This window comes from Brevundimonas sp. (assembly GCF_031412435.1).
In the GTDB taxonomy this organism is placed as follows: Bacteria; Pseudomonadota; Alphaproteobacteria; order Caulobacterales; family Caulobacteraceae; genus Brevundimonas.
The window spans coordinates 1-24,791 of the sequence record NZ_JANODA010000026.1 but is presented as its reverse complement, the minus strand read 5'-3'; the positions used below and the strand labels follow the sequence as shown (position 1 = coordinate 24,791).

At 66.0% G+C, this 24,791-nt stretch carries 22 protein-coding genes, 1 tRNA gene and 1 pseudogene; 6 read left to right on the top strand and 18 right to left on the bottom strand.

Annotated features, from left to right (window positions below; translation table 11 throughout):
• Positions 1–261: 261 nt before the first annotated feature.
• Together RMO01_RS05215 and RMO01_RS05210 are read right to left on the bottom strand one after the other, a co-directional pair.
• Positions 262–2,733, bottom strand: a complete 2,472-nt coding sequence (locus tag RMO01_RS05215; RefSeq protein ID WP_309627983.1) for a TonB-dependent receptor domain-containing protein — start codon at positions 2,731–2,733, stop codon at positions 262–264.
• Between the two features lie 385 nt (positions 2,734–3,118).
• A complete protein-coding gene (locus RMO01_RS05210) occupies positions 3,119–5,038 on the bottom strand; it encodes a methyl-accepting chemotaxis protein (protein WP_309627982.1) in 1,920 nt (639 codons plus the stop codon).
• 373 nt (positions 5,039–5,411) lie between these two features.
• Between RMO01_RS05210 and RMO01_RS05205 the strand changes: the two genes are divergently transcribed.
• Positions 5,412–6,554, top strand: coding sequence for a DUF2332 family protein (locus RMO01_RS05205; protein ID WP_309627981.1), 1,143 nt, complete (start codon positions 5,412–5,414; stop codon positions 6,552–6,554).
• A gap of 184 nt (positions 6,555–6,738) precedes the next feature.
• Here RMO01_RS05205 and RMO01_RS05200 read toward each other — a convergent pair whose 3' ends face one another.
• Positions 6,739–7,509, bottom strand: a complete 771-nt coding sequence (locus RMO01_RS05200) for a sulfite exporter TauE/SafE family protein (RefSeq protein WP_309627980.1) — start codon at positions 7,507–7,509, stop codon at positions 6,739–6,741.
• A 439-nt stretch (positions 7,510–7,948) separates the two neighbouring features.
• Between RMO01_RS05200 and RMO01_RS05195 the strand changes: the two genes are divergently transcribed.
• Positions 7,949–8,749: a transglutaminase family protein gene (locus tag RMO01_RS05195; RefSeq protein ID WP_309627979.1), complete on the top strand. Its 801-nt coding sequence runs from the start codon at positions 7,949–7,951 to the stop codon at positions 8,747–8,749.
• A gap of 3 nt (positions 8,750–8,752) precedes the next feature.
• On the opposite strand, the gene RMO01_RS05190 is transcribed toward RMO01_RS05195, so the two are convergent.
• The 6 genes from RMO01_RS05190 to rpmB all read right to left on the bottom strand — a co-directional run bounded on the left by RMO01_RS05190 (position 8,753) and on the right by rpmB (position 13,563).
• Complete coding sequence (locus tag RMO01_RS05190; RefSeq protein ID WP_309627978.1) at positions 8,753–9,007, bottom strand: hypothetical protein; 255 nt, start codon at positions 9,005–9,007, stop codon at positions 8,753–8,755.
• 93 nt (positions 9,008–9,100) lie between these two features.
• Positions 9,101–9,241: a hypothetical protein gene (locus tag RMO01_RS05185; RefSeq protein ID WP_309627977.1), complete on the bottom strand. Its 141-nt coding sequence runs from the start codon at positions 9,239–9,241 to the stop codon at positions 9,101–9,103.
• Positions 9,242–9,308: 67 nt separating this feature from the next.
• Positions 9,309–11,003, bottom strand: a complete 1,695-nt coding sequence (locus RMO01_RS05180) for a M1 family metallopeptidase (protein WP_309627976.1) — start codon at positions 11,001–11,003, stop codon at positions 9,309–9,311.
• A gap of 5 nt (positions 11,004–11,008) precedes the next feature.
• Positions 11,009–12,742, bottom strand: a complete 1,734-nt coding sequence (locus tag RMO01_RS05175; protein WP_309628019.1) for a M1 family metallopeptidase — start codon at positions 12,740–12,742, stop codon at positions 11,009–11,011.
• A 103-nt stretch (positions 12,743–12,845) separates the two neighbouring features.
• On the bottom strand, positions 12,846–13,184 hold the full coding sequence (locus RMO01_RS05170) for an MmcQ/YjbR family DNA-binding protein (RefSeq protein WP_309627975.1): 339 nt from the start codon (positions 13,182–13,184) through the stop codon (positions 12,846–12,848).
• An 82-nt stretch (positions 13,185–13,266) separates the two neighbouring features.
• The gene (gene rpmB, locus RMO01_RS05165; protein WP_303695109.1) at positions 13,267–13,563 is read right to left on the bottom strand and encodes a 50S ribosomal protein L28; all 297 of its coding nucleotides are present in this window, start codon (positions 13,561–13,563) and stop codon (positions 13,267–13,269) included.
• 238 nt (positions 13,564–13,801) lie between these two features.
• Between rpmB and RMO01_RS05160 the strand changes: the two genes are divergently transcribed.
• Positions 13,802–14,269 (top strand): DUF3617 family protein, encoded by a 468-nt coding sequence (locus tag RMO01_RS05160; protein ID WP_309627974.1) that lies wholly within the window; start codon positions 13,802–13,804, stop codon positions 14,267–14,269.
• 58 nt (positions 14,270–14,327) lie between these two features.
• On the opposite strand, the gene RMO01_RS05155 is transcribed toward RMO01_RS05160, so the two are convergent.
• Both RMO01_RS05155 and fdxA read right to left on the bottom strand, forming a co-directional pair.
• On the bottom strand, positions 14,328–14,888 hold the full coding sequence (locus tag RMO01_RS05155; RefSeq protein WP_309627973.1) for a CarD family transcriptional regulator: 561 nt from the start codon (positions 14,886–14,888) through the stop codon (positions 14,328–14,330).
• A gap of 302 nt (positions 14,889–15,190) precedes the next feature.
• Positions 15,191–15,532, bottom strand: coding sequence for a ferredoxin FdxA (gene fdxA / locus RMO01_RS05150; RefSeq protein WP_309627972.1), 342 nt, complete (start codon positions 15,530–15,532; stop codon positions 15,191–15,193).
• Between the two features lie 197 nt (positions 15,533–15,729).
• On the opposite strand from fdxA, the gene RMO01_RS05145 reads away from it, so the two are divergent.
• Entirely contained in the window at positions 15,730–16,362 is a 633-nt protein-coding gene (locus RMO01_RS05145) for a YceI family protein (protein ID WP_309627971.1), read from the top strand.
• 3 nt (positions 16,363–16,365) lie between these two features.
• Here the strand turns inward: RMO01_RS05145 and RMO01_RS05140 are convergent, their stop codons facing one another.
• The 6 genes from RMO01_RS05140 to RMO01_RS05115 form a co-directional block, all read right to left on the bottom strand.
• Positions 16,366–16,653, bottom strand: coding sequence for a S4 domain-containing protein (locus RMO01_RS05140; RefSeq protein ID WP_309627970.1), 288 nt, complete (start codon positions 16,651–16,653; stop codon positions 16,366–16,368).
• Positions 16,650–19,130, bottom strand: coding sequence for a helicase-related protein (locus RMO01_RS05135; RefSeq protein WP_309627969.1), 2,481 nt, complete (start codon positions 19,128–19,130; stop codon positions 16,650–16,652). The genes RMO01_RS05140 and RMO01_RS05135 overlap by 4 nt, the downstream gene beginning before the upstream one ends.
• A 70-nt stretch (positions 19,131–19,200) precedes the next feature.
• Positions 19,201–19,800 carry a 2-hydroxychromene-2-carboxylate isomerase gene (locus tag RMO01_RS05130; RefSeq protein ID WP_309627968.1) on the bottom strand — a complete coding sequence of 200 codons (600 nt, stop codon included), beginning with the start codon at positions 19,798–19,800 and terminating at the stop codon, positions 19,201–19,203.
• Positions 19,800–20,534 carry an SDR family NAD(P)-dependent oxidoreductase gene (locus RMO01_RS05125; protein ID WP_309627967.1) on the bottom strand — a complete coding sequence of 245 codons (735 nt, stop codon included), beginning with the start codon at positions 20,532–20,534 and terminating at the stop codon, positions 19,800–19,802. Before RMO01_RS05125 ends, RMO01_RS05130 begins: the two co-directional genes overlap by 1 nt.
• A 39-nt stretch (positions 20,535–20,573) precedes the next feature.
• Positions 20,574–21,014, bottom strand: a complete 441-nt coding sequence (locus RMO01_RS05120) for an ABA4-like family protein (protein WP_309627966.1) — start codon at positions 21,012–21,014, stop codon at positions 20,574–20,576.
• A gap of 164 nt (positions 21,015–21,178) precedes the next feature.
• Entirely contained in the window at positions 21,179–23,062 is a 1,884-nt protein-coding gene (locus RMO01_RS05115; protein ID WP_309627965.1) for an ATP-binding protein, read from the bottom strand.
• Between the two features lie 166 nt (positions 23,063–23,228).
• Between RMO01_RS05115 and RMO01_RS05110 the strand changes: the two genes are divergently transcribed.
• Positions 23,229–23,305 (top strand) — tRNA-Arg (locus tag RMO01_RS05110).
• A gap of 5 nt (positions 23,306–23,310) precedes the next feature.
• Here the strand turns inward: RMO01_RS05110 and RMO01_RS05105 are convergent.
• On the bottom strand, positions 23,311–23,727 hold the full coding sequence (locus tag RMO01_RS05105; RefSeq protein ID WP_309627964.1) for a DUF983 domain-containing protein: 417 nt from the start codon (positions 23,725–23,727) through the stop codon (positions 23,311–23,313).
• A gap of 153 nt (positions 23,728–23,880) precedes the next feature.
• On the opposite strand from RMO01_RS05105, the pseudogene RMO01_RS05100 reads away from it, so the two are divergent.
• Positions 23,881–24,791 (top strand): annotated as a pseudogene (locus RMO01_RS05100) (hypothetical protein); the annotation flags it as partial.

The window sequence follows — 24,791 nt, the reverse complement described above, 5'->3', positions numbered from 1 at the left end:
AGCTTGCCTGGCATACGTCCAACAGTGACAGACGGACTTTTGGTCAGCGGGTCGTCCGTTCGGACCTTACACCACCCATCAGTGTGAGCAGTCGAGTTCAGACATCGATCTGCATTGATGTCGGCGCCGGGTCAGAAAACCGCTGCCTGGCCGAAGGCCAGGCAGCGGGAAGCGCACGGGTTCGGCGGGGACCGATCCAACCTTGCGGACAAGGTCAGATCGGAATGCGCCAGATTTCAGTTCCGGGTCGCGGGTCTCGGGTCAGAAGTAGAACCGGACCGCTGCACTGATGTTACGACCCGGCAGCGTCTGGGCGAACAGGAAGCCCGACGCGGGCATCGTGGCGGCCGAGACTTCCGTGATCGCCATGGTGTCGAACAGGTTGTTGGCATTCAGGGACACGACGACCCGGTCGATCGGACGGACCTGCAGGAAGGCGTTCACCGTGGTGTAGCCCGGCATTCTCAGCCGGTTCGTATCCTGGGTGTAGCTGCTGGTCGTCCCGACGACGCTGGCCCCGATTGTGAACAGGTCGGTGTCGTACTGTGGCATCAGTTGGAAGATCACTTTGGGCTGACGGCGCGGAATACCACCGACCAGGGTGGCGTCTTCCGCCTCGAGGATTTCAGCCTCGGTCGCGGTCGCGCCGGCGGTCAGGCTGAACGGACCCCGGCGGATGCCGCCTTCGAACTCGGCGCCGTAGGCGGAGTAACCGCGCGTCACCAGCACGATCGTGGTGGCCCCGGTCGCATCGGGCTTGATCTGGGTGTTCGTCTCGCTGACCTCGGCCCAGAAGCCGGTCAGGTTGGCGAACAGACCGCCCGAACGGAACTTGAAGCCGCCTTCCGCCTGGGTGACGGGGTCGTAGGACGAACTGTCGTTGACGAGGCCACCGGCGGGATTCAGGGCTGCGGTGCCGACAATCTTGTCCGCGGCGGCCCGTCCGCCCTCGCTGTAACGCGCAAACGTCGAGAGCGACTGGGAGATGCGGTAGTTGGCGCTGATCGAATAGGACACGTAGTCGTAGTCGTAGTCGACCGGCGCGGCCCGGGGTGTCGTCGAGAATCTCTGCTCGAGGGTGGAGATCACACCGTCGCCGTTGGCATCAATGGCCCGGACGTCGGTGGTCAGACCGTTGTAGAAGAAGCCTTCGGCCTTGCCGGTCTCAAGGCGCACCGAAGCGCCGACCGCCAGTTTACCCTGGCGATAGTTCATCGAGGCATAGGGCGCGAAGATGTCGTAGGTGACCTCGTTTTCCTGGCTGGAGTTGGCGCCCCCGATCCCGGAGAAGGCACTGACTCCGCCCTGGGTTCTCGGGGTGCCGTTCAGGTTGACGATGTCGATCGGCGCAACATTGCCGCCGCCGACGACGTCCGAGAGATACGGCATGTACTGGCGATCAAAGTCGACGTCCTGACGGGCGTTATAGATGCCGAAGGTGCCGGTCAGCTCGCCGCTGGCCACGTTCCACACGCGGCTGGCGCGAATGTCACTGGCGAAGTTGTTCAGGCTCTGGATGTCGCGGTTCGCCACGATATTGGACGACACCAGACCGTTGCCGTTCAGGCCAGTCAGGTTGGTGATGGTCTGGCCGGTCTGCGGGCCGGCGGCATAGACGAGACGGCCCGGCACGGCCCCCGTCGCCGCAGTCGCCGGCAGGATCGCCAGCGGATAGTTGGTCCGGATGCTGCCCGAGTGCTCCGAATACCGCATATGCTGCGCGATGTTCCAGCCGAGAACATTGAACCGGCTCTGGAACCCGATGGACCGCGCCTGCACATGGGTGCCGTCCTGCGGCCGGCTGCGCGTCAGCTCATTGTCGCCGTTCAGATAGGGCAACACCACGGACGCATTGGAGTACAGCGTGCTGGTGGTGACCGGGAAGTTGTTGATGCTCGAGTAGTTCGGATCGTCGTTCGTACCCGACACCGCCAACGGCACGATCGCATACTGCGTGTAGGTATCGTCCAGCCACTTGCCTTCGAGGCGCAGGAAGCCGCCGTCGAATTCCTTGGTGACGTTGAACTTGATCTGACCGCCACCATTGCCGTTGAAGCCGGTGTCACGCAGCCCCTCGCCTTCGCGGTAGAAGCCGCCGATATGATACCGCAGGGTGTCACTCAGGTGACCACCGGCCGAAAAGTCCGCGCGATAGGTCTCATAGTTCAGACCGGTCGAGAACTGGACCGAACCCCCTTCGACCTCACCGGTGTTGGAGATCAGGTTGATCACACCGCCAGGCGCGTTGGAGGCGAAGGTCGACGAGGATCCGCCGCGGATCGACTCGATCTGACCGACGTTGAAGTCGGCGCGCAGGAAAATGTCCGGCGTCAGCGACAGGATGTCGCCGAACTGAAGGACGGGCAGACCGTCTTCCTGCAGCTGCAGATACTTGGCGCCGCCACCAACCAGGGGCAGGCCGCGAACGGTATAGCTGCCGTTGCCTTCGCCGGCGCCGGCCTCGGCGCGAATGCCCGGCACGGTGCGCAGCAGATCACTCAGCGACGTCGGATTGATCTTGACGATCTCGCTGGTGCTGATCGAGCTGGTCGAGGTGGCGCTGTCCAGACGGTCCCGTGCCCGCGCAACGCCCGTTGCGACCATGTCGTCATTGGCCCGAACACGGCTGGCCTCCCAGGCCGTCGGCCGGGCTTCAGGCTGCGTCGTCTGGGCGTGAGACGGCAGCGCAAAAAGAAGGGGCGCCAGCGCGGCGGTGAGATACAGGGATTTCAAGAGAACCTCCGGAATGGGTATTTCAGTTCATCTATACAAGAAACGATTATTTTTGGTTAAGTGAAAACAGAATAGAGACTTGCCATAAAAGTCTAAATGTTAGAATTTCAGCATCGCCTAAGTATAGATACGTATTCCAGGCTAAGTAGAAATACCTACAGGCGCCGCCATGCGCAGGCCACCCTCCGGGCCGGCGCGATCTGCGGCGGACCAGCGGGCGGCGCTCGTCCGGAGCCAGCGCGCGCATGCGCCAGCCGGAACTGCAGGCACGGGTGGATCGTAGAGATTTTTGCAGCCGGACGACGTCGCTAGAAGCGGCGGCGGCTACGGGCTTCTGACGTCGGGAGCCACGGTCGGCGCATACGCCGCGCCGTGGGCATCCCGACTAGAATTCCTGCCAGTCGTCCTCAAGCACATCCGCTTTCAGGGCCAGAGCGCCGACCGTTCGCGGCGCTTCGCGCAGCGGCCTAGAGAAGGATGGCGCAGCGGCTCGTTCGCGCGGGACTGGCGTTGCTTTGGCGGCCTCCGTGCGGGTCGAATTGAGGCGGAAGCGAGCGACCAGTGTCGCCAGCTCGTCGGCTTCGGTCGCCAGAATCCGTGCGGCCGCAGTGGCTTCTTCGGCCATCGCCGCGTTCTGCTGGGTGGTCCGATCCATGCTGGCAACGGCGCCGTTGACCTGCTTCATGCTTTCCGCCTGGACCTGAGCCCCGTGGGCGATATCGACGACGAGAGCGTTGGCGTCGCCAATCTTGGATACCACTCGCGCCAGCATTTCGCCGGTCTCGCCGACACGGTCGACGCCGAGCTTAACTTCCTCGGACGACTTGACGATCAGCTGTTTGATCTCCTTGGCGGCGTCCACGGTGCGCTTGGCCAGTTCGCGCACTTCGCCGGCGACGACGGCGAAGCCTCTGCCCGTTTCGCCGGCGCGCGCGGCCTCGACCCCGGCGTTGAGCGCCAGAAGGTTGGTCTGCAGGGCGATGCCGTCGATCATGGTGATGATCTCGCTGATCTCCTGCGATCCGACCTTGATCGCATCCATTGCGGAGATCGCCTGATCCACGATGGCGCGCCCATCGGTCGCGTCCCCGTTGGCCATGGTAATCGCGTTACGGGCGTCGGCGGCGCTCCGGGCCGTGCCTCCCACCATGTCCGTGACCTGATTGGTCGTCGTCGTCGTGTCCTGCAGGGTGGAGGCTTGCTCCTCTGTCCGTTGCGACAGATGTTCCGACGCCGAGCAGATCTGGGTCGCGCCGAGCCGGACGCTTTGCGCCGAACCGGCGACGCCGGCGAGGCTTTCCTCCAGCCCCTGGACGGCGACGTTGAACGCCGTGCGCAGACGCTCGTACTCCGGCGCAAACGGCGTGCTGATGACATGGGTAAGGTCCCCGGCCGCAAGCGCTTCGAGCGCGGTATCCAGAGCCTCGACCACCTCTCTCTGCGCGGTATCCGCTTCAGCCTTGTCGCGTTCCGCCGCTGTTTTGGCCAGATCTGCCAAAGACTTCGCGGCGTCCGCCTCCAGTTTGGCCAACGCTGTATCGCGGAAGACCATGACGGCGCGAGCCATGTCGCCCAGCTCATCGGCGCGGTCGGCGTCCACGACGATCTCATTGTCGCCGTTGGCCAGTTGCCCCATGGCGGATGTCAGCGTCGTTATGGGTCGCGCGATCATTCGACTCAGCATCGCCGACAGGAACATCGCGATGCCGATCAAGGCGATGCCGCCGACGATCAGAGCGACGATGGCCGTGAGGATGGCGGCCTGTTGCCGCTCCAGGTTGGCGGCGGTCAACGTCGCTTCGCCCTCGCGAAGCTCCCGTAACGGCAGCACCGCGTCGCTCACCAGGACCAGTTTGCCGGCGTCTCGAACCGCCTGCGCTGCCGCTTCGCGCTGTCCCGCACGCACCAGGGCGATCAAGCGATCGCCCCAATCCGCGCGCCAGGCCACGGTGGCGACGCGCGATTTCTCTACCAGCGCCAGCTTGTCCGCGTCCGAAAGCAGTGCGTTCAGTTCGACAACGACGCGATCATATTCCTCTTGGCCCTCGTAGTAGGATTTGAGGTAGGTTTCGTCGCCGGTCACCAGGAATCCGCGGAACTGGCTGTTCTGACGCAGAATGGAAGTCTCCAGAGACATCGCATGAGCTTCGATCGTGCGGGTCAGATTGTTGCTGTTGATGGACGCGCGGATCATCATGATCGTGCCGAAGAACACCGCCATCATGATGGCGGCGGACACACAGACCAGAACGAAAGAAAGGCTTAACTTTCGCGGGATCTTCATTGTCGACATCATGTTGATCATAGTCTCGCGCTCACTTGCTTATCTCGAGAATACGTCACGAAAGGCGTGCAACAATGAAAAGCCATGGAGGTAGACAGCCTCGTGAATCTGGACAGGCATCTATTCACTCGACGCCCCTCCCGCTGTTAGGCGACCGCCGCTGAATAGATGGTTAAGCTCGGATAGGGGATATCCCTACCCCGTCGCCTGAAAAGATCGGGCGGGTCTATGGCGCGTTCATGGGGTGTTAAGGCGACCTCTCTACCCAAGCGAGGAAATGAAGGCGTCTGGCGTTCATTGGGTCGGACCGAACGACGTGCACCGATCCCAAGACAATACTTGCAGCTTAGAGTTCTGTTCAGTCGAGGTACGGGTGTATGCGGTTGGTGATTGAATGATTGGCCTCGCCGCCGTCTCTCCCGAGCATGAGCTCTCGCGGCAGGCCGATCGCTGCCGGGCGTTGGGATCGCCTTTCATCGCCGACATTCTGGAAGCCGCCGACAGGCAGCTGTTCCTCGCGCCGCTGACCGAGGCCGCGATTCGCAACTGGCCGGGCGACCCCGCTGCCGCCGCCGTCGGGCTGCGGGTCAACGGAGCGCTTCACGCACTCGCGCGACGCGGATCTCCCCAGTCTCTGGCCGCGCTATACCGACGCGAGCACGAAGACTTCGACGGCGCCGTCGCTGTCGCCCTCTCGCGATCCGACCAGTTCATCGCCGACTGGATCCGGCATCCCACCCAGACGAATGAGGTCGCCCGGGCCGGGGCCATTATGTCTGCGCTGATGGCCGCTCCGCTGACGCAGCCCATGCCGTTCGACTTGCTGGAGCTTGGCTCAAGTTGCGGTCTGAACTTGAATCTCGATCGCTACGACTACCGACTTGGGTCGGTTTGTGCGGGTGATCCGCTGTCTCAGGTGAAAGTCGCGCCAGACTGGTGGGGACCGCCGCCACCCGTTCGCCCGGTGTCGATCGCGACCGCGCGGGGGGTCGATCTCCAGCCGCTTCGCGCGTCCGACGCCGTAGACCGCGAACGGCTGATGTCATTCGTCTGGGCGGATCAGCCGACGCGATCGGAGCGCCTCGCGCAGGCACTGAAAATCGCCATAGTGCAGCCACCCCGCGTCGATCAGGGACATGCAGCGGCCTGGTTGGCGGAACGGCTCGCGGAACCCCAGCCGACAGGTCACTGTCGGGCCGTCGTACACACCATGGTTCTGCAATATCTGGACGCTGACGAGCGCCAACATCTCTCCACGATGATGGCGAACGCAGGTGACAAGGCTTCGCCAGACCGGCCACTTATCTGGATCCAATTCGAATGGACGCCGGATCGGCAAACTGTGGAACTGCGGCTGACTTCGTGGCCGACTGGCCGCAGCGACGTGCTGGCCACATGCCATCCATACGGAGACTGGCTGAGATGGCGCGGCGCGGCGTCGATGGGTTCATTCAGTGAACGCGCTACGCAGTTTTCGCCGGCCGACAGGGCGTCCGGGGATTTCGAACCTCTGCCGTCGAAGATGGCCAGTGCCTAGAGACGCTAAAGCGGGAGGTGGGTTGGACCGATCGCCGCAACGCATCCGGCAAGGATTTCGACTGGAATCGTAGCGTAACGTTTTTCGGGTCGGCAGGGCGAAGGCTTGGCCGAGGCCAACCGCGAGCGGAGCCTCCACAGAGCGAACGGCGACCGGCCCATTGTTGCAGTAATGAACGATTCCGTCAGCCGAACAGGCCATTCGCCCCGTCCCAAGCCAGCTTGACGCCGACGGCAGCCAGAACGACATAGATCAGGTTGTAGAAGCCCTCCGTCGGCACCCGGCGCACCAACCACACTCCGGCCACCGTAGACACCAAAGCCAATGGCAGTAGCACTGCCGCCATGGTCAGCACCTGGGGCGTGAACTGCCCGAGCGCGACGTAGGCCGGCAGCTTCATCCAGTTTACCGCGGCGAAGAACACCGCGCTGGTCCCGATGAACATGTCGCGCGGAAGGCGGCGGGGGAGGACGTAAATCTGGAACGGCGGGGCGCCGGCATGGGCCACCTGGCTGGTGAACCCGGAGACCAGGCCACACAGGGCGCCGAACCACCGGCGGCCCGGCCCGGCCTCAATCGCCTCGGCCGTCTTGAGGGCCCGCTTGGTCCAGAGTTGCTGTAGCGAGAACGTCACCGCGATCAGGCCGATGGCCAGTTCGACCGCCGCCACCTGCACCCTGGCGGCCAGCAGCCATCCCACAAAAATTCCCACCGCCGCCGACGGCAGCATCAGGCCCACCAGCTCCTTGTCCCAGGTCTTGCGAAAGTTCCAAACGCCGATGACGTCCTGAGCCAACAGAATAGGCAGGATGATCGCGGCGGCCTCAAGCGGCGAGATGACCAAAGCCATCAGTGGCACGGCCACAACTCCAATCCCCGCGAAACCGCCCTTTGTCAGCCCCAGCAGGATCACGGCTGGTATGGCGACTGCGTAGAACAGGGGGTCGGTCAGCATTTGGGCGGTCTCTGCGGCTTGTAGCGGTTCGAAGACATGTCACTGTCGATGTACCTGCCAAGGCGATAATGAAATGTCGCGACTGGACCGGATGTGGCGGCCGGTCCTCCCTCGATCGCGTTCTCGGGACCCAATCCATCCGGGCTTCAGGCCGGGTCAAAACCCTCAACGCTCATCCGCTTGTGGGTCAAGCGACGTGGCGTCGATCAAAGCCGCCCCGACATTGCGGCGGTCAGACTCCCGTGTGGCGATCTTCATCAGCGCCGCAGCCGCGGTCGCGGCCTTTTGCTCGCTCCCGCCTCCTGTACCGAGACATCGATCTCGAACCCTGGAGGGGCGCCACTATCCTGCGCCGGTTGACCTGCTAGAGGACAACACCCGATCCGGAACGGCCGCCCGTGCGCGGCGTTGTCGGCTCATCCCTCAGATCAGGTCGTCCATGAAAATCCGCGTCCGCGCCGAACTCGTCTATCGTTTCGATCCCCCGACCGACGCGATCTACAAGATTCAGGTCGCGAACTGGCCGGGTCAGGACATCGTCGAAGAGCGGATGACGGTCACACCGACCCAGGATCTGCATGAAGACGAGGACACGGAGTTCGGCGCCCGCACCCTGCGCGCGCGGCTGGGCGGCGAAGTCGCCCTGACCTATGAGGCGGTGGTCGACAACGGCTCGCTGCTGGGGCTTCCGCCCGGCGTGACCCAGCACGACTGGAACGACCTTCCGGCCGAGGTGCTGACCTATCTGTGGGCCAGCCGCTATTGCCCGTCGGACCAGTTCGGCCGGTTCGTTGAGCGGCAGTTCGGCGAGACGACGGGCGGCGAGCGGGTGCTGGCGATCCTCAACTGGATCACCGAGAACATCGACTATGAGCGCGGCGTGTCAGACTCCGAGACCACAGCGGCCCGGACCTTCATCGACCGGGCGGGCGTGTGCCGCGACTTCACCCATATGGGCATCACGCTGTGCCGCGCCTCGGGCATTCCGGCGCGGGCGGTCAGCGCCTATGCGCACCAGCTGAACCCGCCCGACTTCCATGCCATCTTTGAGGTCTGGCTGTCGAACGGCTGGTGGCTGGTCGATCCGACGGGCCTGGCGCCGATCGAGGGTCTGGTGCGGATCGCCTGCGGCCGCGACGCCGCCGACATCGCCTTCCTGTCGACCCAGGGGACCTGCGAGATGGTGCGCCAGTCGATCACCGCGGAGGCGGTCGATGACGGGACCTTGAAGGCGGCCTGAACCCTATTCGCCGCAGGCGAAGACGACCGGCTCGCTGTGGGTTTCCGGGCCGAGGGTGGCACGGATCTGGATGTCGCCCAGGCAGGTCGCGTCCTTGAAAAGGAAGGCCTGGACCGAGTGGCCCTGGTCCGAGGTCAGCAGACCGTCGGTGGTCTGGCTGTGGAGCACCTCGCCATCCTCCCCGACCAGGTCAACGACCAGGGGGATGGTCACGAACCGCTCGCCGTCCTGAGAGGTGACCTTGACGCTGACCAGCACGTTGGAGGCGGCTTCCTCCGCGCTGCCTTCGCCGATGATGCTGTTCCACAGGGTGAAACCCTCGGTCAGGACGTTGTCGGACAGACGACCGGTCTATTCGTACCAGAGCCTGGCCTCGATTTTGGCGATGAACAGGCCCGTGGGGTCGGAGGCCTCGCGCTGAACGGGGTTTTCTTGAGCGCCGGCGGCGCCCGAAAGCAGGGACAGGGCGAGAGCGAGGGCGACGGCTTTCATGGCAGGGTTCCCGTGGGTCTGTTCATGGTGACGCTTAACATGGCGTGTCAGGGGGCGACCCCACGATTCATGACGCCCGCGCCCGCCACTCCTCGATGAACGCCAGCCGGCGCAACGCCTTGTTGGCTGGATCGATAACCACATGGGCGCCGGCCGGGACGGTGACCGAACCCTCGCCTGCGGTCATGGCCACGGTCTGGACCACGCCGTCAATCTCGACCTCGACCGGCATAGGGAAGGCGGCGCCATCGCCGGTGACCCAGCGCAGCGACAGGCGGTCGCCCTCGCGGATCTCGACCAGATCGGGCAGGGCGGCGTTGTAGAGATAGCCCCGGAACAACCAGCCGTAGTCCTTGCCAGTCTCGGCATTGACGATGTCGATGAATTCCCGGGTCGAGCGATACAGGGTGGTGAAATTGCCGGGTCTCGGATCGGGGCGGCCATAGACCAGGGTGGTCACCGAGCGGAAGAAGGCCTCGTCGCCGATCAGCAGGCGCAGGGTATGGGCGAACAGGGCGCCCTTGAAATAGATGTCGTTGCCGGGGCCGTCGGAGACCTCGGCGTCCGTCTTGTGCGAGCCCGAGACGACCGGGAAGCGATTGACCAGATCCTGCTGCATCTTCGCCAGCTCGGTCTGCATGTAGCGATCGCCGTGCAGCCAGCGGCCGTAGAGCGGCTGCATGTAGGAGCCGAGCCCCTCGTGCAGCCACAGGTCGTCGGCGTCGATGTTGGTCATCTGGTTGCCGAACCATTCGTGGGCCAGCTCGTGCTGCAGCAGCCAGTCGTAGCCCTTGCCGTCCAGCCGATAGCCGTTGCCGTAGGCGTTGATCGTCTGGTGTTCCATGCCCAGGTGCGGCGTCTCCACTACTCCCATCTTCTCGTCGCCGAACGGGAAGGGGCCGACGGTCGCCTCGTAAAAGTCGAGCATCCGCGGGAATTCGGCGAACAGGGCGGCGACCCGTTCCGGATCGTCGGACTTCAGATGCCAGAAGGACATCGGGAAGCTGTTCCCGAACCGGCTGTGGTAGGTGGCGGTCAGCTCTTCATAGGGGCCGATGTTCAGGGCGATGGCGTAGGTGTTTGGATTGGCGGCGGTCCAGTTCCAGGTCGTCCAGCCGTCGCCGTGGTCCTCGCGGCCCAGGAAGCGGCCGTTGGACGGCGCTGACAGGCCCGTCGGCACGGTGATGTGCAGATTGACCCGGCCGGGCTCGTTCAGCGGATGGTCAATGCAGGGCCAGAAGATGTCGCAGCCTTCGCCCTGCACCGCCGTTGCGATCCAGGGTTCGCCGGTCGGCGTCGTCGACCAGACGAAACCGCCGGACCAGGGTGCGCGCGGCGCAACACGCGGCTGGCCGGAATAGGCGATGCGGATCCGGACCGACTGGCCCGGTTCGAGATCGCGGCCGAGGTGGATGGCCAGCCGGCCCTCATCATTGCGCCAGTTGTCGTCGCGATAGAGATCGACGCCGTCGACCGCGATCGAGTCGATGGAGAAGACGGTGTCGAGCTCCACCTGCATCCAATAGATCGTGCCGGTCGTCGCCGTGAAATCCAGCACCGCCACCCCCTCGATACGGCGTTGATCGGGGAAGACCTTGATCGACAGATCGGCCTGGTCGAAGCGCACGTTCGTCTGTTCGCTGGTGCGCGGCTGACCGCTCTGCAGAGTGAAGGGGGTGGACTGGCGCGGCGCCGGCGTCTGGGCCAGGGCCGGCGTGGCGGCCGCGATCAGGACGAGGACGGAGACGAGGGGTTTCAGCATGCAGGTCAGCTGGCGGAGCGGGCGAGGCGTTCGGCGGCGGCCCGCTCGCGTTCGGCCCGGTTGTACGCTTGCCAGTCGTCAATGACGTCGAGCTGACGCAGCAGCTTGTTCTGGGGATCGATCAGCACAGTCGCGCCAACCGGGACGGTGATCGTCGTGCTTCCGCCCGGCATGGGTACGATGCGGGCTTCGCCGTCGATCTCGATGTCGACCGGCAAGGGGAAGTCGCCGCCGCCGTCGGTGGTCCAGGCCAGAGTCAGCTGATCGCCTTCGCGCGTCCGGGTCAGGACCGGCAGAGCCGCCTGGTACAGATAGGCGTCGAAGAACCAGTCATAGTTCTGACCGGTCACTGCGTTGACGATGGCGTTCATCTCGCGCGTCGAACTGATCTGTGGCGTGAAGTTGCCGGGGCGCGGGTCGGGGCGGCCGTACACCAGACGCCGGATGACCTCGTAGAAGTCGTCGTCGCCAATCGTCATCCGCAAAGTGTGGGCGATCAGAGAGCCCTTGGAATAGATGTCGCCGCCGGGACCTTCCGAGCCGCCATAGACCTGGTTGACCGTCCGGTTCGTCCCCGAGACGACCGGGAAGGCGTTCACCAGGCCCTCGCGCTGACGCTGAAGCTCGGACTGCATGAACCGCTCGCCGTGCAGGTAGCGGGCGTAGAGCGGCTGCATGTAAGAGCCCAGCCCCTCGTGTAGCCACATGTCGTCGGCATTGCGGTTGGTCAGCTGGTTGGCGAACCACTCGTGCGCGAACTCGTGCTGCAGCAGAGTGTCGTAGCCGCGAGTCTCGATCTTGTAGCCATTGCCGTAGGCGTTGATCGTCTGGTGCTCCATCCCGAGGTAGGGCGTCTCGACCACCCCCATCTTGGAGTCGCCGAACGGGTAGGGGCCGATGGTCGATTCGAAGAAGTCGAGCATGGGGGCGAACTCGGCGAACAGGCGCTGGACCTTGGCCGGGTCGTCGGACCGCAGATGCCAGTAGTGCATCGGAATCGTGTTGCCGAACCGGCTGGCGTAGCTCGCCGTGACCTCTTCATAGGGGCCGACGTTGATCATTCCGGCGTAGATGTTCGGATTGGCGATGCTCCAGCTCCAGGTCTTCGTCCCGTCAGCGTTCGCGGTCATGCCCTTGAACACACCGGGTCCCGGGGCCGAGACATTGCCGGGCGTGGTGATGTGCATGTCGAGCTGGCCGGGCTCGGCGTTGGAGTTGTCGATACAGGGCCAGACCAGGTCGCAGCCGTTCAGCTGGACCGCCGTGCCGATCCAGGGCTCACCCGTGGGTGCGGTCGACCAGACCCAGCCGCCGTTCCACGGCGCGCGCGGAGCGACGCGAGGGACGCCGGCATAGGTGATGGTCAGGGTCGGGGTGACGCCGGTCGCCAGACCCGCCGGAACCTCGACCGTCACGCGCCCCTCGGGGTTGGACCAGCGGTCGGCGGGCACCACCTCGCCGTCCAGCCGGATCTCGGAGATCGTGAACAGGGTGTCGAGTTCGACCGCCAGACGCTGGATCGGGGCGAGCACTGTGAAGTCGAGGACGGCGACGCCCTCGATGGCCTTCTGCTCGGGCAGGACCTTGATCGAAACATCGGCCTTGTCGAAGCGGACGGCCTCCTGCTCCGGGGTGCGCGGATTGTCGGTTTCGAGGGTGAAGGCGGTCGGCTGACGGGCCGGGGCGTCCTGGGCCATCGCCGATGCGGCGGTCGCCATCAGCGCCAGCGCGCTGGTCATCGCCACGGCACGTCCAAAAGTTACCGGCATAACCAAGCCCCATCCTGTTGACAGCGGGACGGTAGGCGATGGGCTCGCTCCGGCAAATGAACTCCCTGTAATCTTAGAGGTCGAGTCCGCGCGTCTTCTGCTGTGCCCTCGTCGCCCGCCGCGCCCAGGCCTTGTCGATCTGCTCCCGCAGCCGGCCGTCATCGGCGGCTTCGTAGCGAACCAGAACCGCGGGCCAGCCCTCAAAATGCGGCGTCTTGAAATAGGTCTGCGGTTCGGTCTCCATCAACAGGTCGATGTCGCCATGGTCCAGCGACAGGGAGACGGCCTCGGGCAGGCGGGTATCGTTGATCAGCAGCTTGCCCCGTAGCCGCACGCAGCGGACCCCGTGCAATGTCGATTCCTCGACGTCGGGCAGGGACAGGGCGTAAGCGTACATCTCGTCGCGGGTCATCGGGCGAGTGTGCCGCCACCGCGGCCAAAGAAAAAGGCCGGTGTTTCCACCGGCCTCGTTCAAACTCATTGTCCGTCAGGAATCAGGCGGCGGCTTGTTCAGCCAGCTTGGCCTTGATCTGACGCTTGATACGCTGCGCGGTGATCGACAGCTGCTCGTCCTTGGCCTTGACGATGAAGGGGTCCAGGCCGCCCTTGAAGTCGAGGGTGCGCAGCGCGGCGTTCGAGATGCGCAGGCTGTACGACTGGCCCAAGGCCTCCGACGCCAGCTTGACCTTCTTCAGCGACGGCAAAAAGCGGCGCTTGGTCTTGATGTTCGAGTGGCTGACCGAGTGGCCGACCATCGGCCCGACACCGGTGAGTTCGCAACGACGCGACATCGTCTTATCCTTGAGGTGGCGCTGCCCCGAACCGTGGAGAGCGCATGAAACGAATGCGCGCGAGGGTGGACCCCCGCGCGAGAGGGGGCCGTATAGAGGAACCGATCCCGCGCCGTCAAGGCTTTGGAGGCCAGATTGGCTCCGGAACCGAGTCTCGGCGGTCAGGCGTTCATGCGTCGTTCAATCGCCGCGTTTCAATGCTTAAGCTCACGGGACTGTCCCGAGGATGAGATCCACGATGACCCTGCCTTCCCTTCTGATGCGCACCGTCGCCGTCGCCGCCCCTGCCCTGGCCGGGGCGATCCTGCTGGCCGCGCCGTCCTCCCCGCTGCATGCGCAGGCCGCCGTGACCGAGGTCCTGCCGGGCTACTGGGAGTATACGACCAGCGCCGTGGGCATCCGCTCGACCGAAACGAAATGCGTGCGGCCGTCGGAGATCAACCGCTTCTTCGGCGGCCTGTCCACGCGCCGCTGGCAGTGCGTCTATCCGACCCGTGTCGTCGGCGGCGGCACGGCCCGGTTCGAGGGGACCTGCACCGATCATCGCGGCCGTCGGGTGAACGTGCGTCTCGGCGGTTCGTATCAGCAGGAAAACTTCCGCTTCACCGGCGGGGCCCAGCTGGCGCGCGGCACGCCCTATCTTCCGGCCTCGATCACGGCGCGCCGTGTGGCGGCGGTCTGTCCGGCGGGCGCCGAATACTTCTGACAAAGAAAAGGCCCGGTGTTTCCACCGGGCCTTTTGCATTCCAGCGCAACGCCCGGACCTATGCGGCTTCGGCTTCTTCCTCGGCTTCGGCGGCTTCGGCGGCGGCGATGACGGCCTTCTTGGCGCTCAGCGACTTGGACAGCAGCTGGACGGCCGCGTCCTTGTCGATGCGGTTGGCGGCGGCGACTTCGCGAGCCATCCGGTCGAGGGCCGATTCATAGAGCTGACGCTCAGAGTAGGACTGTTCCGGCTGCGAATCGGCGCGGTGCAGGTCGCGGACCACTTCGGCGATGGAGACGAGGTCGCCCGAGTTGATCTTGGCTTCGTATTCCTGCGCGCGGCGGCTCCACATCGTGCGCTTGATGCGGGCGCGGCCCTTCAGCGTCGTCAGGGCCTTGGTGACCACGTCGTCAGCGGCCAGCGAGCGCAGGCCGGCGGTCTTGGCCTTCTTGGTCGGGACGCGCAGGGTCATCTTCTCGTGGTCGAAGGTCACGACGTAGACCTCCAGCGACATGCCCGCGATTTCCTGGGTCTCGACCGCCGCGACCTTGCCGACGCCGTGCGCCGGATAGACGACAGCATCGCCAACCTTGAATTCCAGAACGCTCTTGGTGGTCATGTCATTCCTTTCCCGGACGCAGGGGACGGGTCATCGAAGGCGCGACGGACAATTGCTCCCGGACCGGCGACGGGGGTCACCGATCGGAATGATGCAGTCGTCAGTCGTGGAAACGGATAACCCAACCTCTGGCCGACCCCGTCTTCATGGACGAGGTTCTGTCGCAAACGCGGGCGGCGCGCATGAAACGCATTCCGCCCGACCCAATGTGAAGGAACATATCACAAAACGAGGCAATTTCAAAACGTCGCAAGCGTCCCTTGCGAAACCGGCGCTATTCCTGACCCGGAGCTTTTTTGAAGTCAGGACCCTTTGCCGGGCGCCGGAGAGAAATACTTCTCGAACTTGCCGGTTTCGCGTTCGTACTGTTCGCGATCCGCCGGAGGCGTGCCCTTGACGGTGATATTCGGCCAGGACTTCGCGTATTCGGCGTTGACCTGAAGCCATTTGCCGTCGGGCTCATCCTCGGTGTCGGGCACGATGGCGTCGACGGGGCACTCCGGTTCACAGACGCCACAGTCGATGCATTCGTCTGGCGCGATGACCAGGAAGTTCTCGCCCTCGTAGAAGCAGTCCACGGGACAGACCTCGATACAGTCCATGAACTTACATTTCACGCAGGCGTCGGTGACGATGTAGGTCATGGGCGAAAATCGGTGTTCTGGAAGGTTGGGCGAAACACCCTCTCGGGTGTTCCGGACATGCAGGCGCGCCTCGCCCCTGTCAACTCGCCCGGCGGGCTCCGATCGACGCATAAACCTTGCCCTCACGAATAGCTTGCCTATTTGCATCAGTGCTGATTGCAGTTAGCGCTGTTTTCCCCATTCCAGGAGTTTACCCCATGCTGAACCGTCGCCTGCTCGTTCGATCCACCTTCGCCGGGGTCCTTGCCCTGGGACTCATCGGGGGTGGGGCCGTCGTCGCCCAGTCCGCGCTGACCCAGAACCCCGCCGAAGTCCGCGCCGGCGCCTATGCGCTGGATTCCGGCCACGGCAAGATCACCTGGTCGGTCAATCACCTCGGCTTCTCGACCTATTACGGCCAGTTCGTGAACGTGAAGGCGGACCTGACGATCGACCCCGCCAACCCGTCGGCCAGCACCCTGACCGCCACCATCCCCCTGACGGACGTCGACCCCGCTGACGACCGGCTGAGGGCCCACCTCCAGACCGCCGACTTCTTCGACACCGCCAACCACCCGACCGCCACCTTCGTGTCGCGCTCGGTCACCGTGGACGCGGACGACGCCAATGAGGCCACGGTGGTCGGCGACCTGACCCTGCGCGGCGTCACCCGGCCGGTCACCATCGAGGTCCAGTTCAACCAGGCCGGCACCGCCATGGGCGCCTACAAGGCCGGCTTCGACGGCGAGGCCACGATCAAGCGCTCGGAGTTCGGCATCAACTACGCCCTGCCGGCCGTGTCCGACGAGGTGAAGCTGCACATCGAAGGCGAGTTCAACATCGCCGAATAAACCCTATTCGGGGTCATCCCCGATCGGGACATAGAGGGCGCGGGCCTCCGCCGGGGGTCCGCGCCGCTCGCCCAGGGCCTCGACCCGCACCGAGGTGATCCGGCCCTCGCGGGCGAAGACGATCTCGTCGCCGGGGTGAACCCCTCGGCTGGGCTTGTCGAGCCGGGTCTGGCGCCCCTGATGGGTCAGACGCACCGCGCCGCGCTCGACCAAGGCGGCGGCCAGCGACCGGGTCTTTGCGAACCGGGCGCGCCACAGCCAGACATCGATGCGGACGGTTTCGACGCTCAACCGGCCGCCTTCCTGCGACGGGTGCGATTGCGGCGAGGCGGTGCAGGCTTCGCCGTCAGTTCCGCCAGCTTGGCGAAGGGCGAATCCTTCACGACCACGGGGGCCTTGCCCTCGCGATCCGGCATCTGGGCGCGCACGACCTTCAACGCGGACCAGATCGCCCTGGCGTCTCCGGCGGTCCAGCCCAGGGTCCTCAGCGCCTCGTCGGACAGCGTCCCTTTGGTCTCGCGCCTTAGCGTTTCGGCGCGCTCGAGGTCGTCGACCGGCACTGCCCAGGGTCCGGCGGCGCGCACGCCGAAGGCCGCCAGTGCACGGGCGGACGGGGCGGGGATCGGCAACAGGGCCAGGCCGTCGGGTTTGGCCCGGAAAGGCTCGCCCGCGACGAAAGCCTGCGCCATGGCCCGGGCGCGTGGCTTCTGCGTGCCCGGCAGCCAGACGGAATGGGTGCCGACGCGGATGGCAAAGGTCTTGATCGTGCGCCGCTCGACCTGGCTCAGGGCGGCGAGGTCGCGCTCCACGTCGCGTCGGTCGATGACGCCGCCCGCCTCCAGCAGCCGGAAGGCGATCCCGCGCGGCAGGCCCTTCAGCGCCCCGCTCTCGATCGCCGTCTTGAGGCGTCGCAGATCACGCAGCGCCCGGCCGGCCTCGGCCGCCAGCCACGCCTCGATGCGGCGCTGGGCCCGGTCCCGCGCGGCCTGGGGCCCCAGTTCCCCGATCAGCCGCACGCGCGGGCTGAAGGGCTCGGCATTGACGATGCGGGCTGCCAGCGCCCCTGCCCACATGACGTCGCCCTCCGGTGTCACGGAGAAGGCTTCATCGCCGTCGCTGGCCAGCTTGCCGAGCCGCCGCGCGATCTCCGGCCCCACGGCGCGCAGGGCGGCGGTCTTCAGCGTCCGGTCGGCGAGGGCCGATCCGCCGGACGCGACGGCGAACCGCACGCCCTCCAGGTGCCCGACCGCCTCGCCGTCGACACTGACCACGCCGTCCTCGGCGACCTCGGCCATCGTGCCCTCGCGGTCGTGGAGTGAGCGCATCAGGGCGGTCGTCTTGCGGTCGACGAACCGGGCCGTCAGCCGTTCGTGCAGAACGTCGGACAGACGATCCTCCAGCGACCGCGTCCGCTCGCGCCAGCCCTTCATCCCGTCCAGCCAGTCGGGCCGGTTGGCGATGTAGCTCAACGTCCGCACCCCCGCGAGACGCGCCGACAGCTGGTCGATCTGGCCGTCGTCGCGATCGACCTCGGCGAACCTCGGCGCGAACCAGTCGTCGGTCAGCCGCCCCCTCTTGCCGGTCAGGGCATGGAAGACGTCGCGCGACAGGCGGACGTGTTCCTCCAGCGTGGTCTTCTGGAAGTCGGGCAGCTGACACGCTTCCCAAAGCCGCATGATGGTCCCGCGCGACCGGCCGATGCGCTTGACCTCGTCGTCCTGCAGGGCCCGGCGCAGCAGGGTCTCGTCCAGCGCCTGTCCGGTCAGCTTCAATCCCGGGACGCCGGGCGTCTGGACCAGCGAGCGCAACAGGTCGGGCAGGGTGTCGAAATCCAGCCGGGCGTTGCGCCACTCGATCGCCTGGATCGGGTCGAAGCGGTGCTCGACCACCTGCTCGACCAGGTCCTCGTCCAGCTCCTCGGCCTCGCCCGTCACGCCGAAGGTCCCGTCGCGGATGTGGCGTCCGGCACGGCCGGCGATCTGGGCGATCTCGTGGGCGTGCAGCCAGCGGGTCCGCCGCCCGTCGAACTTGCGCATCCCGGCGAAGGCGACATGGTCGACATCCATGTTCAGCCCCATGCCGATGGCGTCGGTGGCGACCAGGAAGTCGACCTCGCCCGACTGGAACAGGGCGACCTGGGCGTTGCGGGTCCGGGGGCTGAGCGAGCCCATCACCACCGCTGCCCCGCCGCGCTGGCGCCGGATCAGCTCGGCGATGGCATAGACCTGCTCGGTGCTGAACGCGACGATGGCGCTGCGCCGGGGCAGGCGGGTCAGCTTCTTGGACCCGGCATAGGTCAGGTTGGACAGCCGCTCGCGGGTGACGATCTCCACGTCGGGGATCAGTCGCCGCATCAGGGGGGCCATGGTCGCGGCCCCCAGAAACATGGTCTCGAACCGGCCGCGGGCGTGCAACAGGCGCGAGGTGAAGACGTGGCCGCGCTCGGGATCGGCCGCCAACTGGATCTCGTCGATGGCCAGGAACTCGACCTCGCGCTCCAGCGGCATGGCCTCGACGGTGCAGACCCAGAAATGGGGCCGGGGCGGGATGATCTTCTCTTCGCCGGTGATCAGGGCGACGGCGTTGGCGCCCCGCTGCTTGACGATCCGCTCGTAGATCTCGCGCGCCAGCAGCCGCAACGGCAGGCCGATCATGCCCGAGGCATGGCCCAGCATCCGCTCGACCGCCAGATGGGTCTTGCCGGTATTGGTCGGCCCCAGCACCGCGACGACGCGGGACGGGGCGAGGCCGGTGGGGCGGTCGCTCATGATCTTACCAAGGTGGCGATTTGCTCAGGGTTCCTCAAGACGTTGTTCCCTCTCCCCTTGCGGGAGAGGGTTAACTCAGCATCTCCTCCACCTGACCGAGCCGTTCCTTGCCGAAGAACATCTCGCTGCCCACGAAAAAGGTGGGCACGCCGAAGGCACCGCGGTCGACGGCAGCGGCCGTATTGTCGGCCAGCCTGGCCTTCACCGGATCGGTCTGGGCCGCCGTCAGGATCGCCTCGGCATCCAGACCGGCTTCTGTCAGGACCGACGCGAGTACGGCCGGGTCACCCATCGCCAGACGGCCTTCCCAGAATCCAGCCGAAACGGCCTCGACATAGGTGTCGAAATCCGGGCCCGGTTCGACGGCGCACAGGCCACGCATGGCAGTCAGGCTGTTGATGGGAAAGTTCGGATTCATGCGGAAGGCGGCGAGGCCGTGCCGGGCGATGAAGCGCCGGATCTCCAGCATCTCGTAGTCCATCTTGCCCTTGATGCCGCCGAAAGCGACCATCGGGGCCTGGTTGCCGGTGGCCTTGAACAGACCCCCCAGCAAACACGGGATCAGGTTGATCGTGGCCCCCGTCCGCTCCGCGACACCCGTCAGGGCCTTGCGGGCGAAATAGCCGTTGGGACTGGCGAAATCGAAGATGAAGTCGATGGTCTTGGCCATTACCAGGTCTCCTTCCAGGGGCGCAGGTCCAGTTCGAAGGTCCAGGCGCTGCGTTGCTGGTTGTGCAGCCAGACGTAGTTCCTGGCGATCTCGTCGGGTTTCAGGATGGCGTCGTCGTCCAGCAAGGCCTGGATGTCTGGCGCGATGGAGCGGGCAAACACACCGTCGATCATCCCGTCCACCACCACGTGGGCGACGTGGATGCCTTGCGGTCCCATCTCGCGGGCCAGGCTTTGGGCCAGTTGCCGCAGCGCCGCCTTGGCCCCGGCGAAGGCCGAGAAACCGGCTCCGCCACGCGTCGAGGCCGTGGCCCCGGTGAACAGGATCGTGCCCCGGCCGCGCGGAGCCATGACGCGCGCGGCCTCGCGGCCCGTGAAGAAGCCGGACAGGGCCGCCATCTCCCACACCTTGGAATAGACCTGGGCCGTGGTGTCGATGACGGAGAAGCGCACATTGGCCCCGATGTTGAACACCACGACCTGGAGCGGGCCGACCTCGGCCTCGATCCTGTCGACCAGTGCGATCATCTCGGCCTCGACGCGGGCGTCGACGCCGAACGCATGGGCCTCGCCACCCTCGGCGCGGATGGAGGCGGCGACGGCTTCCAGCTGATCCAGATTGCGCGGTCGCCGGGTGATGCAGACCGCCAGACCCTCCCGGGCAAAGGCCCGGGCGATGGCGGCCCCGACCCCGTCGCCGGCACCGACGATCAGACAGGATGGCTTCAGGGGCATGGCGGTCTCCTGCGAATAGGAGACCGTTTCATATCAAAACTAAGTCGTCAACGCGGGCGCAGGGCGACGGCCCAGGCCCGCCCGAACCGCCAGATAGGTCAGCAGCCCGACCGGCCCCGCCATCAGGGTCAGGAACAGGACGGGCACCATCGCCCAGTGTGGCACGCTGCGTTTGCCCGCATCCTCGATCGCCCAGGACCCGACCCACAGGTCGAAGGCCAGATAGTGAACCCAGCCCACCAGCACCGCCTCCGGCTTGCTGAAGCCCTCGGTCAGGCCTGACAGGGTGGTCAGGTCGCCACCCAGCCCGCCGCTCGCGACCGCCTGGACCAGCAGCACTGTATAGGTGACCGCCAGGGCGACGGCGATGCAGCGCGCGGCCACGATCACCAGACCGCGCCGCAAGGGGGCCAGCGCCAGGATGATCCACCCGACCAGGGCCACGGTATTGGCGATGTTGAACAGGGTATCGAGGGTCATCGGCGTCTCCTGGCCAGCGGAGCTTAACAGGCGAGGGCGATGCAACGGAACAGGGGCGAAACGAATCAGGACCGAATCAGTGACACAGCCCGATTCGGGGTTTGTTCACCCCAAGATATTGTATCTTAAGACCGATTAACCACAATGCGTAAACCGGTTGGCGATCAGGCGGCCGCCACGGCCGCAAGGCCGTCGGCCGGGGCGCGCAATCGGGTCAGCAATCCCGCCAATTCCGCCAGTTCGATCGGCTTGGCCAGGACCTCCGTCATGCCGGCGGCGTAGTAGCGGCCGGTCTCGTGGCTGAGGACGCTGGCCGTCACCGCGACGATCGGCATCGGCACCTGGCCCCGCGTGGCCTCGATCCCGCGGATGGCGCGCGTCGCGTCCAGACCATCCATGACGGGCATGTTGATGTCCATCAGCACGACGTCCCAGGTACCCTCGGACCACAGGCGCACCGCCTCGCGTCCATCGCAAGCCACAGTCACCTCGGCCGCCATGGCACCCAGCAGGGCCTGCAGGACCTGACGGTTGGCGGCGTTGTCGTCCACGACCAGGATCCGGTTGTGGTGGTGTTCGATCGCGCGCGACGCGACCGCCGCATCAGGCGGGGCAAGGGTCGAACCGGGACACAATGCCAGGGGCAGATGGACGGTGAAGACCGATCCCCGGCCGGGCTCGGAGACCAGATCGATCCTGCCGCCCATCGCCGCGGTCAGATCCCGGCATATGGCCAGCCCCAGGCCCGTTCCACCCGGGCGATGCGCCCCGATGTCGGGGCCGTGAACGAAGCGATCGAACACCGACTCGCGATCGTGTTCGTCAAGGCCCGGGCCCGTGTCGCTGATCGCGCAGCTCCAGGAGTCTTCGCTCGACCACGTCCGGATGACGACCTGGCCCCGCTCGGTGAACTTGATGGCATTGGCGACCAGGTTGCCCATGACCTGTCGCAGACGCACCTCGTCGCCCTCGCGCAGGCCTTCGACACATGGCCCCCGTTCCCGCAGGAGGGCCAGACCCTTGTCGCAGGCCATGGGTCCGTACAGACGCACCACGCCGTCGATCAGAGCGTCCATGTCGGTCGGCGCGGGCCGCAGCTCCAGCTTGCCGGCCTCGGCACGACTGATGTCGAGGACGTCGTTCAGGATGCCGGACAGCAGCCGCCCCGATTCAAGGATCGTGTCCAGCCGGCGTTTCTGGCCGACGCTGATGCGTGATGCGTGCATCGCCTGTGCCATGCCCAGGATGCCGTTCAGCGGGGTCCGGATCTCGTGGCTCATGGTGGCCAGAAAGGCCGTTTTGGCCCGATTGGCCGCCTCGGCCCTGACGGCCATCGCCTGCAACTCGGCAGTCCGTTCCGTGACCCGTTGTTCCAGATGGGTGTTCGCCGCAGCGATCGCGTGATTTTTTTCCCGCAGCGTCTGCATCAGGTCCGAGATATCCTGCTGGCTCTGGATCGACCGCCGGAGGAGCTGGTGGTTGTTGCGGATGCCGAACGCCATCACGACGGAGAAGGGCAGGCTCAGAAGTCCGACGAGCGGCGACATCGTCGTCGATATCGCGATCATCAAGCCGGGCGGCAGAAGCAGCATCGCGATATAGGCCATGCCGGTTCGTGGCATCGGCGCGAGCACGCCCACGGCACCCGCGGCCAGGGCGGAAAAGATGATGATCTGGGCGAACTGAACCCGCTCGGGTTCCTGCGGCATCCTGAAGAGCGCCACGGCCACCAGTGTCAGCGCGCCGAGGATGTAGCCGATGCGGTGCGCCTGACAAAGGGCGTCGGGAAAGGGGTATGTCCGGCTGTCCTGGGCATAGCGGGCGAGGCCTCGCGCCAGGAGCTGACTGACGACCATGCGCAAGGCGCAGAGGCCCAGGACCACGGCCAGCCAGAGGTCGTAGAATCGTTCCCCGGGCGAACGGCTGACGAGATACAGGCCCACGGCGGCAGCCACGAACACGCCCAGTGTGGGCAGGGTGTTGCCAACGGCGACGCGCATCATCTCCAGATCGATCAACCGATCGGTACGGCGTGCAGTGACGAGCATCCTGGTCTGGTCCGGCCTTCCCGACGTCCCCCGGGGCGTCGACTGGCCGAACAATAGTATGCGAGGCTTAAGCGCGCGTTAGCCGGTGTGATTAAGGCCGCCGGCCGCTCGCGCGCATCGTGCCGGCTTCCCTCCGCCGACGTCAGCGGCTACGACGCCATCGCGTGACCCCGTAGCTCAGCCGGATAGAGCAAGGCTTTCCTAAAGCAGAGGTCGGGGGTTCGAGTCCCTCCGGGGTCGCCACGCCTTCATTTCCACTTCGACCCGTCGCCGTGGCCGCCGATGCTTTCCCACTCGGGCGGCGCGGCCTTGTGGACGTACTGCTCTGACACCAGCCAGCCCTTGAACGGTCGCAGGACCAGCAGGCAGGCCGCCGCGATCAGGGGGAAGGTGACGGCGAAATGGACCCAGATCGGCGGGTGAACGGTGAACTCGAACCCCATGAACGCCATCATGCCCAGGATGCCGATCGCGGACATGGCGAAGAAGGCGGGCCCGTCGGCGGGCTCGGCGAAACTGTAGTCCAGGCCGCAGGCGGGGCAGGCCGGGCGAATGGTCAGATAGCCCTGCAGCAGCGGACCCTTGCCGCAGCGGGGACAACGGCAACGCAGTCCGGTCGAGAGCGTGGACAGTGTTGGATACTCGGGGGCGGCGGGGGGTGACATTCTGGACTCCTGACCGGGATGACGTCGGCCTTATCGTCCAACGCTTCAAGGGCCGATCGGTCACATCCCGTTAACCGCGTCGAAAGGGCGTTCGCGCGAGTGTGCGCGCGTATGGCCGCTGCCCGCTCCAGGACCGCATTCGGACGAACCACGGTGGCACTCGGTGCCGCCGGGACGATCGCGTTCGCCCCGATCGCCGGGGCCGTCCCCGCGATCGCGCAGGAATTCACGGCCGCGCTGGATCCCATCACCATCCGGATCGGGGCCAACCGGGGCTTCACCCGGGTCGAGTTCGCCGGCGTTGTCGGATCGCGGGCGCGCATCCGCCGCGACGGACAGAGCGTCGTCGTCCGCATCGGTTCGACCGCCGCGCCCGACGTCACGCGTCTGAAGGTCGACCCGCCCCCCGGCGTCGAGAAGGTCGAGACCCGCGCGGCCCTGGACGCCACCGAACTTGTCCTGACCCTTGCGGAGGGGGCCGAGGCCCGCTCCGGCACCGACGACGGGGCCGTGTGGCTGAACCTCTATCCCGCCGGATCGACGGCGGCGGCCGCGACCCCGGCCGAGGCGGTCCCGTCGGGCGGCGCCGTGCCGGTCACGGCGACGAGGACGGATCAGCAGGTTGCCCTGAAGTTCGGCTGGACGGCCCCCGTGGGCGCGGCGGTCTTCCGGCGCGGGGCAGCCGTCTGGGTCGTGTTCGACACGGCCGCGCGGATGGACCTGTCGAAGGCCGCCGATCTGGGCACCGGCCGCGAGGCGCGCTGGGCGGTCGGGCCGGACTATACCGCCATGCGGATCTCGGTGCCCGAGGGCCAGGCCGTCACTGCCGTGGGCGAGGGCGCGACCTGGACCGTCGTCATCGGCGGCACGGCGGGGGCCGCGAGCGGCGTGGAGGTCACGCGCGACGACACCACCGACGCCGCCATCGTCGCCCGCATGGCGGGGGCGACCAAGGCCATCTGGCTGACCGATCCGATGGTCGGCGACCGGTTCGCCGCGGTCACGGCCCTGGCCCCCGGCAAGGGGTTCGGCGACCGGCGCCAGAGCGTGGACCTGACCCTGTT

What these genes read in the sequence shown, in the direction of transcription:
- RMO01_RS05210 (WP_309627982.1), bottom strand. Translation starts at nt 5,038, where the DNA reads ATGATCAACATGATGTCGACAATGAAGATCCCGCGAAAGTTAAGCCTT.
- RMO01_RS05205 (WP_309627981.1), top strand. Translation starts at nt 5,412, where the DNA reads ATGATTGGCCTCGCCGCCGTCTCTCCCGAGCATGAGCTCTCGCGGCAG.
- RMO01_RS05200 (WP_309627980.1), bottom strand. Translation starts at nt 7,509, where the DNA reads ATGCTGACCGACCCCCTGTTCTACGCAGTCGCCATACCAGCCGTGATC.
- RMO01_RS05195 (WP_309627979.1), top strand. Translation starts at nt 7,949, where the DNA reads ATGAAAATCCGCGTCCGCGCCGAACTCGTCTATCGTTTCGATCCCCCG.
- RMO01_RS05185 (WP_309627977.1), bottom strand. Translation starts at nt 9,241, where the DNA reads ATGAAAGCCGTCGCCCTCGCTCTCGCCCTGTCCCTGCTTTCGGGCGCC.
- RMO01_RS05180 (WP_309627976.1), bottom strand. Translation starts at nt 11,003, where the DNA reads ATGCTGAAACCCCTCGTCTCCGTCCTCGTCCTGATCGCGGCCGCCACG.
- RMO01_RS05175 (WP_309628019.1), bottom strand. Translation starts at nt 12,742, where the DNA reads ATGACCAGCGCGCTGGCGCTGATGGCGACCGCCGCATCGGCGATGGCC.
- RMO01_RS05170 (WP_309627975.1), bottom strand. Translation starts at nt 13,184, where the DNA reads ATGACCCGCGACGAGATGTACGCTTACGCCCTGTCCCTGCCCGACGTC.
- rpmB (WP_303695109.1), bottom strand. Translation starts at nt 13,563, where the DNA reads ATGTCGCGTCGTTGCGAACTCACCGGTGTCGGGCCGATGGTCGGCCAC.
- RMO01_RS05160 (WP_309627974.1), top strand. Translation starts at nt 13,802, where the DNA reads ATGACCCTGCCTTCCCTTCTGATGCGCACCGTCGCCGTCGCCGCCCCT.
- RMO01_RS05155 (WP_309627973.1), bottom strand. Translation starts at nt 14,888, where the DNA reads ATGACCACCAAGAGCGTTCTGGAATTCAAGGTTGGCGATGCTGTCGTC.
- fdxA (WP_309627972.1), bottom strand. Translation starts at nt 15,532, where the DNA reads ATGACCTACATCGTCACCGACGCCTGCGTGAAATGTAAGTTCATGGAC.
- RMO01_RS05145 (WP_309627971.1), top strand. Translation starts at nt 15,730, where the DNA reads ATGCTGAACCGTCGCCTGCTCGTTCGATCCACCTTCGCCGGGGTCCTT.
- RMO01_RS05135 (WP_309627969.1), bottom strand. Translation starts at nt 19,130, where the DNA reads ATGAGCGACCGCCCCACCGGCCTCGCCCCGTCCCGCGTCGTCGCGGTG.
- RMO01_RS05130 (WP_309627968.1), bottom strand. Translation starts at nt 19,800, where the DNA reads ATGGCCAAGACCATCGACTTCATCTTCGATTTCGCCAGTCCCAACGGC.
- RMO01_RS05125 (WP_309627967.1), bottom strand. Translation starts at nt 20,534, where the DNA reads ATGCCCCTGAAGCCATCCTGTCTGATCGTCGGTGCCGGCGACGGGGTC.
- RMO01_RS05120 (WP_309627966.1), bottom strand. Translation starts at nt 21,014, where the DNA reads ATGACCCTCGATACCCTGTTCAACATCGCCAATACCGTGGCCCTGGTC.
- RMO01_RS05115 (WP_309627965.1), bottom strand. Translation starts at nt 23,062, where the DNA reads ATGCTCGTCACTGCACGCCGTACCGATCGGTTGATCGATCTGGAGATG.
- RMO01_RS05105 (WP_309627964.1), bottom strand. Translation starts at nt 23,727, where the DNA reads ATGTCACCCCCCGCCGCCCCCGAGTATCCAACACTGTCCACGCTCTCG.